This window comes from Paraburkholderia agricolaris, from assembly GCF_009455635.1.
GTDB classification, from domain to species: domain Bacteria; phylum Pseudomonadota; class Gammaproteobacteria; order Burkholderiales; family Burkholderiaceae; genus Paraburkholderia; species Paraburkholderia agricolaris.
The window spans coordinates 111699-127702 of record NZ_QPER01000001.1 but is presented as its reverse complement, the minus strand read 5'-3'; the positions used below and the strand labels follow the sequence as shown (position 1 = coordinate 127702).

General features: G+C 62.5%; 15 protein-coding genes. 5 read left to right on the top strand and 10 right to left on the bottom strand.

The window, feature by feature from the left end; translation table 11 throughout:
- Positions 1 to 50: 50 nt before the first annotated feature.
- The 5 genes from GH665_RS00530 to gatC form a co-directional block, all read right to left on the bottom strand.
- Complete coding sequence (locus tag GH665_RS00530) at positions 51 to 830, bottom strand: exodeoxyribonuclease III (RefSeq protein WP_153134238.1); 780 nt, start codon at positions 828 to 830, stop codon at positions 51 to 53.
- Positions 831 to 884: 54 nt separating this feature from the next.
- Entirely contained in the window at positions 885 to 1724 is an 840-nt protein-coding gene (locus tag GH665_RS00525; protein ID WP_153134237.1) for a PPK2 family polyphosphate kinase, read from the bottom strand.
- A gap of 122 nt (positions 1725 to 1846) precedes the next feature.
- Entirely contained in the window at positions 1847 to 3322 is a 1476-nt protein-coding gene (gene gatB, locus GH665_RS00520; protein ID WP_153134235.1) for an Asp-tRNA(Asn)/Glu-tRNA(Gln) amidotransferase subunit GatB, read from the bottom strand.
- A 5-nt stretch (positions 3323 to 3327) separates the two neighbouring features.
- Positions 3328 to 4815 (bottom strand): Asp-tRNA(Asn)/Glu-tRNA(Gln) amidotransferase subunit GatA, encoded by a 1488-nt coding sequence (gene gatA, locus GH665_RS00515; protein ID WP_153134234.1) that lies wholly within the window; start codon positions 4813 to 4815, stop codon positions 3328 to 3330.
- Positions 4816 to 4858: 43 nt separating this feature from the next.
- A complete protein-coding gene (gene gatC, locus GH665_RS00510; RefSeq protein WP_153134233.1) occupies positions 4859 to 5158 on the bottom strand; it encodes an Asp-tRNA(Asn)/Glu-tRNA(Gln) amidotransferase subunit GatC in 300 nt (99 codons plus the stop codon).
- Positions 5159 to 5538: 380 nt separating this feature from the next.
- On the opposite strand from gatC, the gene GH665_RS00505 reads away from it, so the two are divergent.
- From GH665_RS00505 to rodA, 5 genes are all read left to right on the top strand, one after another.
- Positions 5539 to 6582, top strand: coding sequence for a rod shape-determining protein (locus tag GH665_RS00505; protein ID WP_004189550.1), 1044 nt, complete (start codon positions 5539 to 5541; stop codon positions 6580 to 6582).
- Positions 6583 to 6732: 150 nt separating this feature from the next.
- The gene (gene mreC, locus GH665_RS00500; protein ID WP_153134231.1) at positions 6733 to 7839 is read left to right on the top strand and encodes a rod shape-determining protein MreC; all 1107 of its coding nucleotides are present in this window, start codon (positions 6733 to 6735) and stop codon (positions 7837 to 7839) included.
- A complete protein-coding gene (gene mreD, locus GH665_RS00495; RefSeq protein WP_028197720.1) occupies positions 7836 to 8348 on the top strand; it encodes a rod shape-determining protein MreD in 513 nt (170 codons plus the stop codon). The genes mreC and mreD overlap by 4 nt, the downstream gene beginning before the upstream one ends.
- A 134-nt stretch (positions 8349 to 8482) precedes the next feature.
- Positions 8483 to 10804, top strand: a complete 2322-nt coding sequence (mrdA, locus tag GH665_RS00490) for a penicillin-binding protein 2 (RefSeq protein ID WP_153134229.1) — start codon at positions 8483 to 8485, stop codon at positions 10802 to 10804.
- Between the two features lie 10 nt (positions 10805 to 10814).
- On the top strand, positions 10815 to 11963 hold the full coding sequence (rodA, locus tag GH665_RS00485; RefSeq protein ID WP_046567141.1) for a rod shape-determining protein RodA: 1149 nt from the start codon (positions 10815 to 10817) through the stop codon (positions 11961 to 11963).
- A 141-nt stretch (positions 11964 to 12104) separates the two neighbouring features.
- Here rodA and GH665_RS00480 read toward each other — a convergent pair whose 3' ends face one another.
- The 5 genes from GH665_RS00480 to queC form a co-directional block, all read right to left on the bottom strand.
- Entirely contained in the window at positions 12105 to 12809 is a 705-nt protein-coding gene (locus GH665_RS00480) for a tetratricopeptide repeat protein (protein WP_153134227.1), read from the bottom strand.
- Positions 12806 to 13588, bottom strand: a complete 783-nt coding sequence (locus GH665_RS00475; RefSeq protein WP_153134225.1) for an HpcH/HpaI aldolase family protein — start codon at positions 13586 to 13588, stop codon at positions 12806 to 12808. Before GH665_RS00475 ends, GH665_RS00480 begins: the two co-directional genes overlap by 4 nt.
- A gap of 215 nt (positions 13589 to 13803) precedes the next feature.
- Entirely contained in the window at positions 13804 to 14247 is a 444-nt protein-coding gene (gene queD / locus GH665_RS00470) for a 6-carboxytetrahydropterin synthase QueD (RefSeq protein WP_153138148.1), read from the bottom strand.
- Between the two features lie 9 nt (positions 14248 to 14256).
- Positions 14257 to 14889, bottom strand: a complete 633-nt coding sequence (queE, locus tag GH665_RS00465) for a 7-carboxy-7-deazaguanine synthase (protein ID WP_153134223.1) — start codon at positions 14887 to 14889, stop codon at positions 14257 to 14259.
- Positions 14890 to 14974: 85 nt separating this feature from the next.
- Positions 14975 to 15706, bottom strand: a complete 732-nt coding sequence (queC, locus tag GH665_RS00460) for a 7-cyano-7-deazaguanine synthase QueC (protein WP_028197713.1) — start codon at positions 15704 to 15706, stop codon at positions 14975 to 14977.
- Between the last annotated feature and the right edge of the window lie 298 nt (positions 15707 to 16004).

Sequence of the window (16004 nt, the reverse complement as noted above, 5' to 3'; positions counted from 1 at the left end):
GCCGCGGCGCTTGCGGCTTGCACGGTTCCTTGCGGCTCGGCTAGCCGTCCTTACTTCTTGACCTTGTGATCGTAATCGACGGTCAGCGGCGCATGGTCGCTGAACTTGATATCGCGGAACACGTCGGTGCGTTTCGCCTTGCCGGCAATGCCCGCCGTGGCGATCTGATAATCGATCCGCCACCCCACGTTCTTCGCATACGCCTGACCGCGGTTACTCCACCACGTGTATTGCTCGGGCCGCTGATCGAGCGTGCGAAATACGTCGACGTAACCCACTTCATCAAACAGCTTGGTGAGCCACTCGCGCTCTTCCGGCAGGCAACCTGAATTCTTCTGGTTGCTCTTCCAGTTCTTGATGTCGATCTCTTTGTGGACGATGTTCACGTCGCCGCACACGATCACTTCCCGTTCCTGGGCCAACTCGGCGAGATGCGGCATGAACTCGTCCATGAAACGGAACTTGGCCTGCTGACGTTCGTCACCGCTCGATCCCGACGGCACGTACACCGAGATCACCGACAGTTTGCCGAAACGCAATTCGACATAGCGCCCTTCCGGATCGAATTCCTCGCTGCCGAAGCCGATCACCACTTCATCCGGCTCATGTCGCGTGTACACGCCCGCGCCGCTATAACCTTTCTTCACCGCGTGCTGGAAATAGCCGGTGAAACCGTGTGGCGACATGAACTCCGGTGTCAGATCGTCTTGCGAACATTTGATTTCCTGCACGCACAGCACGTCGGCTTTCTGTTCGCCGAACCAGTCAAAAAAACCCTTCTTTGCCGCTGAGCGGATGCCGTTCAGGTTGGCGGTAATCACACGCAACATGTCGTTCCCTTTATGTTCAATTCGTTTGTGGAGCAGAGTACCGAAGGCACAGGATCATTCGACCTTGACGCCCTTCAGCGATTCTTTGGCCGGTGGATATTCGAGCTTTAACGCTTCGAACGTGCGCAGCAACAACTCGGCGACCATCACATTGCGATGCGTCTTCGAATCGGCAGGCACCACGTACCACGGCGCGTATTCGGTCGACGTCACGGCCAGCATATCGCAGTACGCCGCCTGATACTGGTCCCACTGCTTGCGTGCTTCGAGATCGGAGACGTCGAATTTCCAGTGCTTGTTCGGATCGTCGATACGAGCCTGCAAACGCGCGCGCTGCTCGTCTTTCGAAATGTGCAGCATGCACTTGACGATAGCCGTCCCACTGTCGGCCAACAGTTTCTCGAACTGGCGAATGTGGCAACAGCGTTGCTCGAATGCTTCGGCGTCCAGACTGCCAAGCACGCTCGGCACCAGCAAATCTTCGTAGTGGCTACGGTTGAAAATCGTCAACTCGCCGGCAGCGGGTGCCTGCGCATGCACGCGCCATAGAAAATCGTGCGCCAGTTCCACAGGCGTCGGCGCCTTGAACGGCACGATGCGCAAACCAAGCGGATCGACTTCATGAAACACCGCGCGGATCGTGCCGTCCTTGCCGCTCGTGTCCATGCCTTGCAACACCAGCAACACCCGGCGCGTCCGCTGCGCGTGCAGGCACTCCTGCTGCGTGTCGAGGATCGCGCCGATCTCCGACAAACGCGCCCGGTCGGCATCTTTCGAACCGGACGAAAAAGGTTTTGCGGACGGGTCGAAAGCGTCGAGTGAGAATTTGTTGTTCTTCTTGCCGTCGTCGAAATACGGCACGCGGAAATCGTCGAGTTCGGGTTGCTTCGCCATTCACACACTCCGTGATCTGCGTTAAAACATCGCCCGCAAATGAAACGGGCCGTTGCCCCACTTTCGTTTCCGGCAACAGCCCGCGATGACCGGCGCATCCGCACCGGCCACATTGCTTCGACTCAGGACAGCTTCTTCTTCAGCAGTTCGTTGACCTGCGCCGGATTGGCCTTGCCCTTGGTGGCTTTCATCGCCTGACCGATCAGTGCGTTGAACGCCTTTTCCTTGCCGGCGCGGAATTCCTCGACCGACTTCGCATTCGCGGCGAGCACTTCGTCGATAATCGCTTCGAGCGCGCCGGTGTCTGAAATCTGCTTCAAACCCTTCGCTTCGATGATGCGATCGGCAGCGGCTTCGTCGGTGGCCTTCTCTTCCCAGATCGCGACAAAAATTTCCTTCGCGATCTTGTTCGAGATCGTGCCGTCGGCGATACGTTGCAACAACAACGCGAGTTGCGCCGACGAAACCGGGCTGTCAGCAATGTCCAGGCCCTCGCGATTCAATTGCGACGACACTTCGCCCATCAGCCAGTTAGCCGCGACCTTGGCATTCGCCGGACCGACCTTGAGCACAACCGCCTCGTAGTACGCGGCCATCGCCTTGCTCGACGTCAGCACGTTTGCGTCATACGGCGTCAGGCCGTATTGCGTGACGAAGCGCTGTTGAATCGCGACCGGCAGTTCCGGCATTTCACCCTTCACGCGTTCGACCCACGCTGCATCGATCACGAGCGGCATCAGGTCGGGATCGGGGAAATAGCGGTAATCGTGCGCGTCTTCCTTGCTGCGCATCGAGCGCGTTTCGCGCTTGTCCGGATCGTACAGACGCGTTTCCTGCACCACCGTGCCGCCGTCTTCGATCAATTCGATCTGACGGCGCACTTCGTACTGGATCGCTTCTTCGAGGAAGCGGAACGAGTTCAGGTTCTTGATCTCGGCACGCGTGCCGAATTCCGCCTGACCGACCGGGCGCACCGACACGTTCGCGTCGCAACGGAACGAGCCTTCCTGCATGTTGCCGTCGCAGATGCCGAGCCAGGTGACCAGCGTGTGCAGCGTCTTCGCATACGCGACCGCCTCAGCCGCGCTGCGCATTTCCGGCTCGGTGACGATTTCGAGCAGCGGCGTGCCGGCGCGATTCAGGTCGATGCCGGTCATGCCCGCGAAGTCTTCGTGCAACGACTTGCCCGCATCTTCTTCAAGGTGAGCGCGCGTCAGGTTGACGACCTTTTCGTACGCTTCCTTACCCGCCTTTTCGTTAGCCGGGACCTGAATCGTCACCTGGCCGCCCTGCACCACGGGGATTTCGTACTGGCTGATCTGATAGCCCTTCGGCAGATCAGGGTAAAAGTAATTCTTGCGCGCGAAAATGCTGCGCGGCGCAATCGTCGAGCCGATCGCGAGACCGAACTGGATCGCACGCTCCACGGCGCCGCGGTTCATCACCGGCAGCGTGCCCGGCAATGCCAGATCGACGGGGCTGGCCTGCGTGTTCGGCGCGGCGCCGAATTGCGTGGCGGTGCCCGAGAAAATCTTCGATTGGGTCGACAGTTGCGCGTGGGTCTCCAGACCGATCACGACTTCCCATTGCTTGGCCATGGTGCTCACACTCCTGCCGGTGCTTTGCGGTGCCAGTCGGTCGCGCGCTGGAACGCGTCGGCCACTTGCAGCATCCGGGCTTCATTGAAATAGTTGCCGATGATCTGCAGACCCACCGGCCGCTGTGCATTCGCGCCCGCGCCAAAGCCGCACGGCACGCTCATGCCCGGCAAACCGGCAAGGCTCACCGACAGCGTGTAGATGTCGGCCAGATACATCTGCACCGGATCGTCGCCCTTCGCGCCGAGGTCCCACGCCACCGACGGCGCGACCGGCCCCATGATCACGTCGCACTGCTTGAACGCTTCCTGGAAGTCCTGCGCAATGATGCGGCGGATCTTCTGCGCTTGCAGGTAGTACGCGTCGTAATAGCCATGCGACAGCACATAGGCGCCCACCAGAATGCGGCGCTTCACTTCCGGACCGAAGCCTTCGGCCCGCGACTTCTTGTACATATCGAGCAGATCGCGATACTCCGCGGCACGATGGCCGAAGCGCACACCGTCGAAACGCGACAGGTTCGACGAAGCTTCCGCCGGTGCGATCACGTAGTACACCGGGATCGACAACTCGGTTTTCGGCAGCGAGACTTCCACCAGCGTCGCGCCCAACGCTTCATATTGCTTCAATGCAGCGTCGATCGAAGCGCGCACGTCGTCAGCCAAACCTTCGCCGAAATACTCTTTCGGCAGGCCGATGCGCAGGCCGGCGAGCGGTTTGTCCGCGCCGTCTTCTTTCCACGTCTTGCCGATGTAGCGCGTGAAGTCTTCATCTTCGCGCGTGAGGCTGGTCGAATCGCGCTCGTCGAAACCGGCCATGGCGTTGAGCAGCGTCGCACAATCCGCGGCGGTTTGGGCCATCGGGCCGCCCTGATCCAGCGACGAGGCAAACGCGATCATGCCGTAGCGCGACACACGGCCATACGTCGGCTTGATGCCGGTAATGCCCGAGAACGAAGCCGGCTGGCGAATCGAGCCGCCGGTATCCGTGCCGGTGGCAGCGGGCGCGAGGCGCGCTGCTACGGCCGCCGCCGAGCCGCCCGACGAACCGCCCGGCACAGCCTGACGATCCCACGGATTCTGCACGGGGCCAAAGTACGAATTCTCGTTGGACGAGCCCATCGCGAACTCGTCCATGTTGGTCTTGCCCACGCACACCATGCCGGCGTTCTGCAGACGCGCGACCACCGTCGCGTCGAACGGGCTCTCGTAGTTCGACAGCATCTTCGAGCCGGCCGTGGAGCGCCAGCCTTTGGTGACGAACACGTCTTTGTGCGCGATCGGCAGGCCGACCAGCGGGCCCGCGTGGCCGGTGTGAAGCAGCGCGTCGGCCGCTTTCGCCTGCGCGAGCGTCAGGTCGGCGTCGACCTGGATGAAGGCGTTCAGGCTATTGGCCGCGTCGATCCGCTTCAGATAGAGCTGCGCCAATTCCACTGCGGAGCATTCCTTGGCCGCTAGGGCGGCACGCAGTTCGGTCAAGCTTTTTTCATGCATTGCGTTTTATCCTGGGCTTGATTCGCGAGTCTTGGTCGATCACTTACTCGATCACCTTCGGCACGAGGTACAGACCGTCTTGCACGGCGGGCGCCGGGCGCTGGAAAGCTTCACGGTCGACGGCTTCGGTCACCGCGTCGTTACGCAGACGCAGCGCGACGTCTTCGATCTGCTCGATCGGATGGGCCAGCGGGGCGATGCCGGTGGTATCGACCGCCTGCATTTGCTCGACGAGGCCGAAGAAATCATTGAGCTGGGCAAGCGTGTGCTCGGCTTCAGCATCAGCCAGTTCGAGCCGCGCGAGATGCGCGATGCGTTTAACATCGGTCAGGGTCAGAGCCATGCTGTCACCGGAAAATGTGGTGGACCGCCGCAGCGCGGGAAAAACAATGCTGCGACAGCGGGTTACGACACTGGAGGAAGACCTCAAAAAAGGGGCCAGCGGCGGCAAAAAGTGCCGTCCGTTTCCTTCAAAACATCCAAAATTATAAGGTATCATTACGCGTTCGACCCAAACCCGGACCGACTTACCAAGGCCTTTCTGAACAATTCCCAAAGATCGTTCGGATTTTTCTGTCTTGGCCTTGCACCGGCCTCCGGTAGACTCCCTCGCAGCTTCAAGTTCCTGTGGCGCCGCTTCCGCCCGGTTGAAGCTGTTATTTTTTCCGCTGCCGCCCTGCGCATACGTTGTGAGGGCCGGCCCCAAGCGAGACAGGATTTTGAATGTTCGGTTTTTTGCGCAGCTACTTCTCCAACGACCTGGCGATTGACCTTGGCACTGCCAACACGCTGATCTACATGCGTGGCAAGGGTATCGTTCTTGACGAACCGTCGGTGGTCTCGATCCGCCAGGAAGGCGGTCCCAACGGTAAAAAGACCATTCAGGCCGTCGGCAAGGAAGCCAAGCAGATGCTTGGCAAGGTGCCAGGCAATATCGAGGCGATCCGCCCGATGAAAGACGGCGTGATCGCCGACTTCACCGTCACCGAACAGATGATCAAGCAGTTCATCAAAACTGCTCACGAATCGCGCATGTTCTCGCCGTCGCCGCGCATCATCATCTGCGTGCCGTGCGGTTCGACCCAGGTCGAGCGCCGCGCCATTAAAGAAGCCGCACACGGTGCGGGCGCTTCGCAGGTCTACCTTATTGAAGAGCCGATGGCTGCGGCAATCGGCGCCGGCCTGCCGGTGTCGGAAGCAACCGGCTCGATGGTTGTCGACATTGGCGGCGGCACGACCGAAGTCGGCGTGATCTCGCTCGGCGGCATCGTGTACAAGGGTTCGGTGCGCGTAGGTGGCGACAAGTTCGACGAAGCTATCGTCAACTATATCCGCCGCAACTACGGCATGCTGATCGGCGAACAAACCGCCGAGGCGATCAAGAAGGAAATCGGCTCCGCGTTCCCGGGTTCCGAAGTCAAGGAAATGGAAGTGAAGGGCCGCAATCTGTCGGAAGGCATTCCGCGCAGCTTCACGATCTCCAGCAACGAAATTCTCGAAGCCCTCACCGATCCGCTGAACCAGATCGTGTCGTCGGTGAAGATCGCGCTCGAACAAACGCCGCCGGAACTGGGCGCCGACATCGCCGAGCGCGGCATGATGCTTACAGGCGGTGGCGCATTGCTGCGCGATCTGGACCGCCTGCTCGCCGAAGAAACCGGCCTGCCGGTGCTCGTCGCCGAAGACCCGCTGACCTGCGTTGTGCGCGGCTCGGGCATGGCGCTCGAACGCATGGACAAGCTGGGCAGCATCTTCTCGTACGAGTAAGCGAGCCCGTCTCCATGTCAGTAGCGCGGATCAGGCAAACGGCCCCATGTGGGCCGGTTTGCCGTTGGCTGGGCCTGCCAGCCTCCGCGTGCTGAACGCGCATCCCTAGCGCGCCGCCGTCTCACCCAACCGCTCACGCCCCCGGCGACCATGGAATACAGTCCGCCGCCCCTGTTCAAGCAAGGCCCTTCCGCCCTCGCACGGCTGATGTTTTTCGTCGTGCTCGCGCTGGCCCTGCTGATCTCCGATGCACGCTTCAAAACGCTCGAAATCGTTCGCGGCGTGCTCGGCGCGGGTCTTTATCCGTTGCAACGCGCAGCCCTCGTGCCGCGCGACGTTTTCATGGGCGCGGCCGACCTGGCGGTGACCAGCGCCACGTTGCGCAGCGAGAACGACAAGCTGCGCGCCAAAGATCTTCAGCTCGCGCAGCAAGCCAATACGGCCGCCGAACTGGCCGCCGAGAACACCCATTTGCGCGCGCTGCTGCAACTCTCGCAGCGCTCGACCACCCAATCGCTACCGGCTGAAATCCAGTACGACACGCGCGATCCGTTCACGCAGAAAGTCGTGATCGGCCGCGGCGCCCAGCAAGGTGTCCAGGACGGTTCGCCGGTCGTCAACGAAGACGGCGTGATCGGGCAGGTGACGCGCGTATTCCCGCTGCAAGCCGAGGTAACGCTGCTCACCGACAAGGACCAGGCCGTGCCCGTGCAGATCGTGCGCACCGGCTTGCGCAGCGTGATTTACGGCACACCGAAGGGCGATACGCTCGATCTGCGCTTCGTACCGATCAGCGCCGACGTGCAAACCGGCGACGAACTCGTCACCAGCGGGCTCGACGGCGTTTATCCGCCGGGGCTGCCGGTCGCCAAGGTCGTGCGGGTCGACAAACAGGCCGATACGGCGTTCGCGCGCGTGATCTGCTTGCCGGTTGCGCCCGTGCGCGGTGCGCGTCAGTTGCTGGTGCTGCACTACCAGAACAACGTGCCGCCGCGTCCGGCGGAAGAGCCCGACGCGGCCACGACCGCGAAAGACGCGAAAGCGAAGAAGGGCGGCAAGCCTGCCGACAGCAAGGCCGCGGCGGATAAATCTGCTGTGAAGCCTGCGGAAAAGCCGGCCACGCCTGCCAAACCCGCGGAAAAGCCGTCGGCCAAAACCGCTGCCGCGGAGAAGAAAGCCGCCGCCGAAAAGAAACCAGCCGCTGAAAAGACTGAAAAGAACACGAAGCCGCCAGCCACGCCGGGGGCACAACCATGAACCGTCCGCAATACATCCTGCAGCCGGTCAATCCGTATTTCATCGCGTTCAGCCTTGCTGCGGCATTCCTGCTGAACCTGATGCCGTGGGGGCGCCTTGCCGGCGTGCCTGACTTCGTGGCGCTCGTACTGCTGTTCTGGAACGTGCACCAGCCGCGCAAAGTGGGCATGGGCATCGCGTTCTTTCTCGGCTTACTGATGGACGTGCACAACGCCAGCCTGCTCGGTGAGCACGCGCTGGCGTATACGTTGTTGTCGTATGGCGCGATTACGATCCATCGCCGGGTGCTGTGGATGTCGCTCGGCGTGCAGACTTTCGCGGTGATGCCGCTGCTGGTCGTCGCGCAACTGGTGCCGTTCGTGATCCGTCTGCTGACGGGCGCGGCGTTTCCGGGCTGGAGTTACCTGATCGACGGCTTCGTCGAAGCGGCGCTGTGGCCGATCGCCAGCGTCCTGCTGCTGATGCCGCAACGCCGCCCGGCCGATCCGGACGATACGCGGCCGATTTAATCACGCATCGAGCCCGCCGGCCGTTCCGATGGAACCCCGGCCCGCCCGGCGCGCATCGCTGTTCATGCCTCCCGGTTCGGGCCGGTTTGGGCGCACACTCATGATGGCCGTCACACGGCCTTTTGCAGAATCGCATGACCGAATTCAAGGACACTCAGCAACAGCTCTCGAAGTTCCGCCTGCGCGTCGCGGCGGCGGGCGTGTTCGTGTTCGTCTGCTTCGGGCTGATCGGTTTCCGTTTCCTGGTCCTGCAGGTCTGGCACTACAGCAAGTACTCGCTGCAAGCCGACGAAAACCGCATCTCGGTCGCGCCGATCGTGCCGAACCGGGGCATCATCACCGACCGTAACGGGGTCGTGCTGGCCAAGAACTACTCGGCGTACACGCTCGAAATCACCCCGTCGAAGCTGAACGACACGCTCGAAAACGTGATCGACAACCTGGCCACCGTGGTCTCGATCGACGCGCGCGACCGGCGCCGCTTCAAGAAGCTGCAGGAAGACTCGAAGAACTTCGAGAGCCTGCCGATCCGCACCCGCCTCACCGACGACGAAGTCGCGCGCTTCACCGCGCAACGCTTCCGCTTTCCGGGCGTGGAAGTGCGCGCGCGCCTGTTCCGTCAATACCCGCTCGGGCCCACCGCGGCGCACGTGATCGGCTACATCGGCCGGATTTCGCAGCGCGATCAGGACCGTATCGACGACGCCAGCGATCAGAACGATAGCGATCCGGATCATTACGATCCGCGCCTCGACGCGAACAACTACAAGGGCACCGACTACATCGGCAAGATCGGCGTCGAGCAGAGCTACGAGACGGAGCTGCACGGCCAGACCGGTTTTGAGGAAGTCGAAGTAACCGCCGGCGGCCGGCCTGTGCGCACGCTGTCGCGCACCCAGGCAACGCCGGGCAATAACCTGGAACTGTCGATCGATATCGGCTTGCAGCAGGTTGCCGAGCAGGCCTTCGCCGGCCGCCGCGGCGCGCTGGTCGCGATCGAACCGGCAACCGGCGACGTGCTGGCGTTCGTGTCGGCGCCGAGCTTCGATCCGAATTCGTTCGTCGACGGCATCGATCAACAGACCTGGGACGAGCTCAACAACTCGCCCGACCATCCGCTCCTGAACCGCCCGCTGCACGGCACCTATCCGCCGGGCTCGACCTACAAGCCGTTCATGGCCCTCGCCGCGCTGACGCTGCACAAGCGCACGCCGGGTTGGGGCTTCCAGGATCCGGGCTCGTACACGTTCGGTGGCCATACGTTCCGCAACGACGTGCGCTCGGGCCAGGGCTGGGTCGACATGAACCGCGCGATCGTGGTGTCGAACGACACGTATTTCTACATGCTCGCGCACGATCTGGGCGTCAACAACATCGCGAACTTCATGAAGCCGTGGGGCTTCGGCCAGATCACCGGCATCGACATTTCGGGCGAAGCGCGCGGCATCCTGCCGTCGACGGAATGGAAGCGCAAGGCCTACCGCAAGCCCGAACAGCAGCGCTGGTACGAAGGCGAAACGATCAGCCTGGGCATCGGCCAGGGCTATAACTCGTTCACCATTCTGCAGCTCGCCCACGCCACGGCCACGCTCGCGAACAACGGCATCGTGATGAAGCCGCACCTCGTGCGCGACATCGAAAACCCGATCACCAAAGAGACGCGCCCGGTCGTGCGCGATCCGAGCGACCGGATCGCCGTGAAGCAATCGGACATCGACTTCATCAAGCACGCGATGGAAGGCGTCGTGACCAACGGGACGGCGTCGAAGGTGTTCATCGGCGCGCAGTATCAGGCCGCCGCCAAGACCGGCACGGCACAGGTCTACTCGCTGCAAGGCGCGAACTACAAAGGCCACGCGATCGCCGAACATCTACGCGACCACGCGCTGTTCATCGCCTTTGCGCCGGTCGAACAACCGAAAATCGCAGTCGCGCTGATCGTCGAAAACGGCGGCTGGGGTGCGGAAGCGGCCGGTCCGATCGCGCGCCGTGTGCTCGATTACTACCTGGTCGGCAAGAACAAGCCCGGCGCTGAAGCGGCGGCGGTCGCGGCAGCTGCCTCGGCGACCCTGGATGCATCCGCGCCTGAAGTGGGTGGAGCACCGACGCCGCAGGACACGGCGCAGCCGGTCAAGGTCGCGGCAGGCTTCACGGCACTGCCGATGCCTGGCGCCGCTTCGGCCGCGGCGGCAGCTTCCGCGGCGGCGGCCGCATCGGCTCCTGTGACAGCATCGTCAACAGCAGCGGCGGCGGCTTCTGCGTCCGGCACCTCCGGCGCACCGGTGCCCGCATCCGCGTCTGCCGCAGCGAAGAATCCTGCGCCGCGTAAATCCGGTGTCCCACATAAACCCCGTCCGGGCAGCGAGCCGACGCCGACCGCCGCCGCGCCGTCGCGGGACGACAGTATTCAGCCTACGTCGCCACACCAGCCGGTTTCCGGCGGCATCGACGAGTAAGGAGAAAGGCATGCAATTCGACAAGCGCGCCTGGCTCGACCGCATCAAGCGGATGTTTGTGGGTTTCGACCGGCCGCTCGCCCTGATCGTGTTTCTGCTGCTGTGCGTCGGCATCGTCACGCTGTACAGCGCCACGCTGGACATGCCTGGCCGAGTGGAAGACCAGTTGCGCAACATCCTGCTGACGTTCGTCCTGATGTGGGCGCTGGCCAATGTCCCACCCACCACGCTGATGCGCTTCGCGGTCCCGCTCTATACGTTCGGGATCGCGTTACTGGTGGCGGTGGCGCTGTTCGGCCTCACACGCAAGGGCGCCAAGCGCTGGATCAACGTCGGTGTGGTGATACAGCCGTCGGAAATCCTGAAGATCGCCACACCGCTGATGCTTGCCTGGTACTACCAGCGCCGCGAGGGCGTGATGCGCTGGTACGACTTTCTGGTCGGCTTCGTGATCCTGATCGTGCCGGTCGGTCTGATCGCCAAGCAGCCTGACCTTGGCACCGCCGTGCTGGTGTTCGCGGCCGGTTTCTTCGTGATTTACTTCGCGGGGCTCAGTTTCAAGCTGATCGTGCCGGTGCTGATTGCGGGCGTGATCGCGGTCGGGTCGATCGCGGCGTTCCAGGACAAGATCTGTCAGCCGGAAGTGCAATGGCCGCTGATGCACGATTATCAGAAGCACCGTATCTGTACGCTGCTCGATCCAACCTCCGATCCGCTCGGCAAGGGCTTTCACACCATTCAGGCGGTGATTGCAATCGGCTCGGGCGGCCCGCTCGGCAAGGGTTGGCTCAAGGGTACCCAGGCGCATCTGGAGTTCATTCCTGAGAAGCACACTGACTTCATCTTCGCGGTGTTTTCCGAAGAGTTCGGTCTGGCGGGCGGAATCGTGTTGCTCACGCTTTATATGCTGCTGATCGCGCGCGGGCTGTATATCGCGGCCAATGGGGCGACGCTGTTTGGGCGGCTGCTGGCCGGATCGCTGACCATGGCGTTCTTCACCTATGCGTTCGTCAACATCGGCATGGTGAGCGGGATCTTGCCGGTGGTGGGCGTGCCGTTGCCATTCATGAGCTACGGCGGTACCGCGCTGACCACGCTGGGGGTCGCGATTGGGCTCATCATGAGCATCGCGCGGCAAAAGCGCTTGATGCAGAGTTAGAGCGGCGTGGCGCTCCGGCTGCCGAGGTGAACGCCGACAGACACAGGGCGAAAAAACACCGCAGACCACGGAATGAAGCCTGGATAAACAAAAGGGGCACTCCACTCAGGAGCGCCCCTTTTTCATTTACTGCGGTTCCATTTACTGCGGTTTCACTTCCTTCTGATCCCGCAATTGCGCGCTCAGTTCCTGATACTTGAGTTTCGCCGCCGGATCGCCCTGCACGGCCGCTGCCGCGTAGTACGCGCGCGCTACGTTCAGATTCTTGTCCACGCCGTCGCCACCACGCTCGTAGAACGAACCGGTCACATACTGCGCGGTCATGTCGCCGCCTTGCGCGGCCTTCTTGTACCAGACGAACGCCTGCCGGTTATCGCGCGTCGTGCCGCGGCCATCGAGGAACTGGTTGGCCAGCGCGAGTTGTGCCTGCACATGCCCCTGTTGCGCAGCCTTCAGGAACCACCGGTGCGCCTCGACCGGATCGCGTTCGACGAACTCACCATCGTCGTACATCTTGCCGTACACGTACTGCGCGTGCGACATGTTGGCGTCGGCGGCTTTGCGCAGCCACTTCTTGCCTTCGTCGACGTTGGCCGGGGCGCCTTCACCGTTGAGCAGCATCATCGCGTAGTTGAACTCGGCAAGCCGGCTGCCGTGCTCCGCCGCTTTACGGAACTCGGTCAGCGCCGCGCCCAGATTGCCGGCGTTGTAGTCGGCGACTGCGGTTTGCGTCTCCGGATCGTTCGACTTCGCGACGCGGTTGTCCTGCGCATACGCCGTCGCGCTCACCGTCAACGCCGCCGCGACCGCCAGACGTACCGCGACGCACTGCACCATCCCCTTCATGTCCTCACCTCCTGCAGCGCCTGGCGGGTCGCGCGCAACATCCACATGACGTCGGCGGCCAGAGCGATAAAACGAAAACCGGCATCGCGATGCTGCTTTGCGCCCGCAGCGTCCATGGCAAAAATTCCACTGGCGATGCCGGCCTTGTCGGCGGCACTCACAATGCGCGCCATCGCCGCCTGCACGTCGGCATGCTTCGAATCGCCGAGGTGCCCGAGGCTCGCGGCCAGATCCGCCGGTCCGACGAACAGGCAATCGACGCCCGGCGTCGCCGCGATCTTTTCGACTTCTTGCAAACCTCGCGCCGACTCGATCTGCACGATGGTCGCGATCTGCGCATTGGCGCTCTGCACGTAGTCGCGCCGCATGCCGTACGATGCCGCTCGCACCACGCCGGCGACGCCACGCTGACCGTCGAGCGCAGCGGCCGTCGGATACTGCGTCAAACGCACAGCCTGTGCCGCCTCTTCAGCGGTTTCGATATTCGGGAACATCAGCGTGCGCGCACCCGCGTCCAGTACGCGCTTGACGAGCCATGCCTCGCTGGCGGGCACACGTACGACCGGCTCGCTCGGCAGATGCGCGGCGGCGATGGCGCGCAATTGCGAGGTGACGTCGCCGCTATCGTTTGGCGCGTGCTCCATGTCGATCAGCAGCCAGTCGAAACCGGCGTGCGCGAGCGCCTCGGCGGCCGAATCGCTGCCGAGCGAAAGCCATAGGCCGAACAGCGGATCGGCTTCTTTCAGACGTTGCTTGAGAGGATTCGTGAAGGTACTCATTGCCTCGCTCCCCGGCGAAGGGACACATCGCCTGAAGCGCGGTTGAGGATGCTGGCGTGCCGGAACCGGCCAACGCCTGGGCCTTGACGGCCTGACTGCTTGCTGCGACGCAATGCGGTGACCAGCATGTCTCGCTCCGTGTGGTTATCGGAGCGATCATACCGTGACAATAACGCGGGGGTTGGGCCGCAAAGCTGAATCGCGCGGCCCCGGATTTAATCCCGAGCGACGTCGGCCCAGCAGTTCGGCGTCTCGAACAGACGCACCTTGTGCAGACGCAGATTCACGCCGTAATGCGCGTCGTAGACATTCGCGAGGATATCGAACGCAACAGCGGCGAGATTTTCAACGGTGGGGATGCGATCGAGCACGACCGTCTTGTGCCCCGCCATGGTTTCCAGAAAGCCGCGCACCTGCGTATCGCCTTCGTAGACGAGGAACGCATGGTCCCATTTGTCGACCAGATGCTCGACGGCCAGCGACTTCACGTCGGCGAAGTCCATCACCATGCCGCGATCCGGCGCACCTTCGGTGTCGACCAGGTCGCCTTGCAGCGTAATTTCGAGCACGTAGCGATGGCCGTGCAGATTGCGGCACTGGCTGCGGTGATCGGGGATGCGGTGGCCCGCGTCGAATTCGAGTTTTCGTGTAATCGTCAGCACGGCAAATCAGGGAATGTTCAGATACTTGTGGGTCTGCATCGACAGGCGCCATTGCGGATGGCGTTTGCACCAGTCGATCGCGAGCTTCGTATTGAGGTCGCGCGACGGGCCGTCCATCGGCTGGACGAGGAAATACTCGAAGTCGAGCTTCGCATACTCGGACAAACGCTGGTTGTCCTGCGGTATCACGACCTTCAGTTCGTTGCCCTTGGTGACGACGAGCGGCGCGTCGGCCTTCGGGCTCACGCAGATCCAGTCGATCGTCTCGAGCACCGGCAGCGAGCCGTTGGTTTCGATGGCGATTTCGAAGCCGGCGGCATGCAGTGCATCGACAAACGGCTGATCGATCTGCAGCATCGGTTCGCCGCCCGTGCAGACTACGAAGCGCTCGCCCTCGCCTTCCGGCCACTGCGACGCAATCATCTGCACCAGTTCTTCGGGCGTACGGTACTTGCCACCGTTCTCGCCGTCGGTGCCGACAAAGTCCGTATCGCAGAAGCGGCACACAGCTTCCGCACGATCTTCTTCGCGGCCCGACCACAGATTGCAGCCGGCGAACCGGCAGAACACGGCCGGACGCCCGGCATTCGCGCCCTCGCCCTGCAATGTGTAGAAGATTTCCTTGACCGCGTAAGTCATGCTGCTGTCTGCCTTGTGTTCCTGAAAATAATTGCCTGCGCTGCGCACGCCTCGACAACGCGCGCGCAGAACTGCCGTGAGACCGTCAGACCGGCTCCGTCACCTTCTCGCCGGCCAGGTATGCTTCATAACCGCGCTTGCGCAAGCGGCACGCCGGGCATTCGCCACAGCCGAAGCCCCATGCATGCAATTCGGCGCGCTCGCCGACATAACAGGTATGCGTCTCGACGCGTACCAGCTCGACCAGTTCTTCGCCGCCCAACTCGTGCGCGAGACGCCACGTGTCGGCCTTGTCGAGCCACATTAGCGGCGTTTCGAGCAGGAAGCGCGTGTCCATGCCGAGGTTCAGCGCGACCTGCAAGGCCTTCATCGTGTCGTCGCGGCAATCGGGGTAGCCCGAGAAGTCCGTCTCGCACATACCGCCGACCAGCACCTGCAAACCACGCCGATACGCGATGGCGCCTGCAATCGTCATGAACATCAGATTGCGGCCCGGCACGAACGTATTCGGCAAACCGTTGGCGGTGGCGTGGATCTCGATCTCGCGCGTCATCGCGGTATCGCTGATCGAACCGAGCACCGACAGGTCGATCATGTGATCTTCGCCGAGGCGCTCGGCCCACGCCGGGAAGGCCCGTGCCACAGCGTTGCGAAACCCTTCGCGGCATTCGAGTTCGACTCGGTGCCGCTGCCCATAATCGAAGCCCAGCGTCTCGACCGTTTCATAACGTTCGAGCGCCCAGGCGAGGCACGTGGCGGAATCCTGGCCGCCGGAAAACAGCACCAGAGCGCTACGTTTAGCGTCTTTGCGGATCACCGTGAAACTCCGTGAATGATGAGTGCCACGTCGCGCTGCGCGAGGTGCGCCATGCAAGCAACGCGGCGCGACGCGTGCCGGCACTGTTGCCGGCCCAAAGCAGTATAGGCCGCGCCTTCCGCATGCAGAGTCGCTGGGCGCTTATACCGTTAATCGTCGGGCGAAGGGTTCGGCACCTGTTGCGGCGTTGCCGTGTCGCAGCAGCGCGCACAAAAAAGCCCAGCTTCGGGATACGAAAAGACATGTCTGGTGCAGTGCCGCGCCAATCGTGCGACCGCACGCAAGTCCTTGAACTGGC

What these genes read in the sequence shown, in the direction of transcription:
- queE (WP_153134223.1), bottom strand. Translation starts at nt 14,889, where the DNA reads ATGACTTACGCGGTCAAGGAAATCTTCTACACATTGCAGGGCGAGGGC.
- GH665_RS00475 (WP_153134225.1), bottom strand. Translation starts at nt 13,588, where the DNA reads ATGAGTACCTTCACGAATCCTCTCAAGCAACGTCTGAAAGAAGCCGAT.
- mrdA (WP_153134229.1), top strand. Translation starts at nt 8,483, where the DNA reads ATGACCGAATTCAAGGACACTCAGCAACAGCTCTCGAAGTTCCGCCTG.
- gatB (WP_153134235.1), bottom strand. Translation starts at nt 3,322, where the DNA reads ATGGCCAAGCAATGGGAAGTCGTGATCGGTCTGGAGACCCACGCGCAA.
- rodA (WP_046567141.1), top strand. Translation starts at nt 10,815, where the DNA reads ATGCAATTCGACAAGCGCGCCTGGCTCGACCGCATCAAGCGGATGTTT.
- gatC (WP_153134233.1), bottom strand. Translation starts at nt 5,158, where the DNA reads ATGGCTCTGACCCTGACCGATGTTAAACGCATCGCGCATCTCGCGCGG.
- GH665_RS00505 (WP_004189550.1), top strand. Translation starts at nt 5,539, where the DNA reads ATGTTCGGTTTTTTGCGCAGCTACTTCTCCAACGACCTGGCGATTGAC.
- GH665_RS00525 (WP_153134237.1), bottom strand. Translation starts at nt 1,724, where the DNA reads ATGGCGAAGCAACCCGAACTCGACGATTTCCGCGTGCCGTATTTCGAC.
- GH665_RS00480 (WP_153134227.1), bottom strand. Translation starts at nt 12,809, where the DNA reads ATGAAGGGGATGGTGCAGTGCGTCGCGGTACGTCTGGCGGTCGCGGCG.
- mreC (WP_153134231.1), top strand. Translation starts at nt 6,733, where the DNA reads ATGGAATACAGTCCGCCGCCCCTGTTCAAGCAAGGCCCTTCCGCCCTC.
- GH665_RS00530 (WP_153134238.1), bottom strand. Translation starts at nt 830, where the DNA reads ATGTTGCGTGTGATTACCGCCAACCTGAACGGCATCCGCTCAGCGGCA.
- gatA (WP_153134234.1), bottom strand. Translation starts at nt 4,815, where the DNA reads ATGCATGAAAAAAGCTTGACCGAACTGCGTGCCGCCCTAGCGGCCAAG.
- mreD (WP_028197720.1), top strand. Translation starts at nt 7,836, where the DNA reads ATGAACCGTCCGCAATACATCCTGCAGCCGGTCAATCCGTATTTCATC.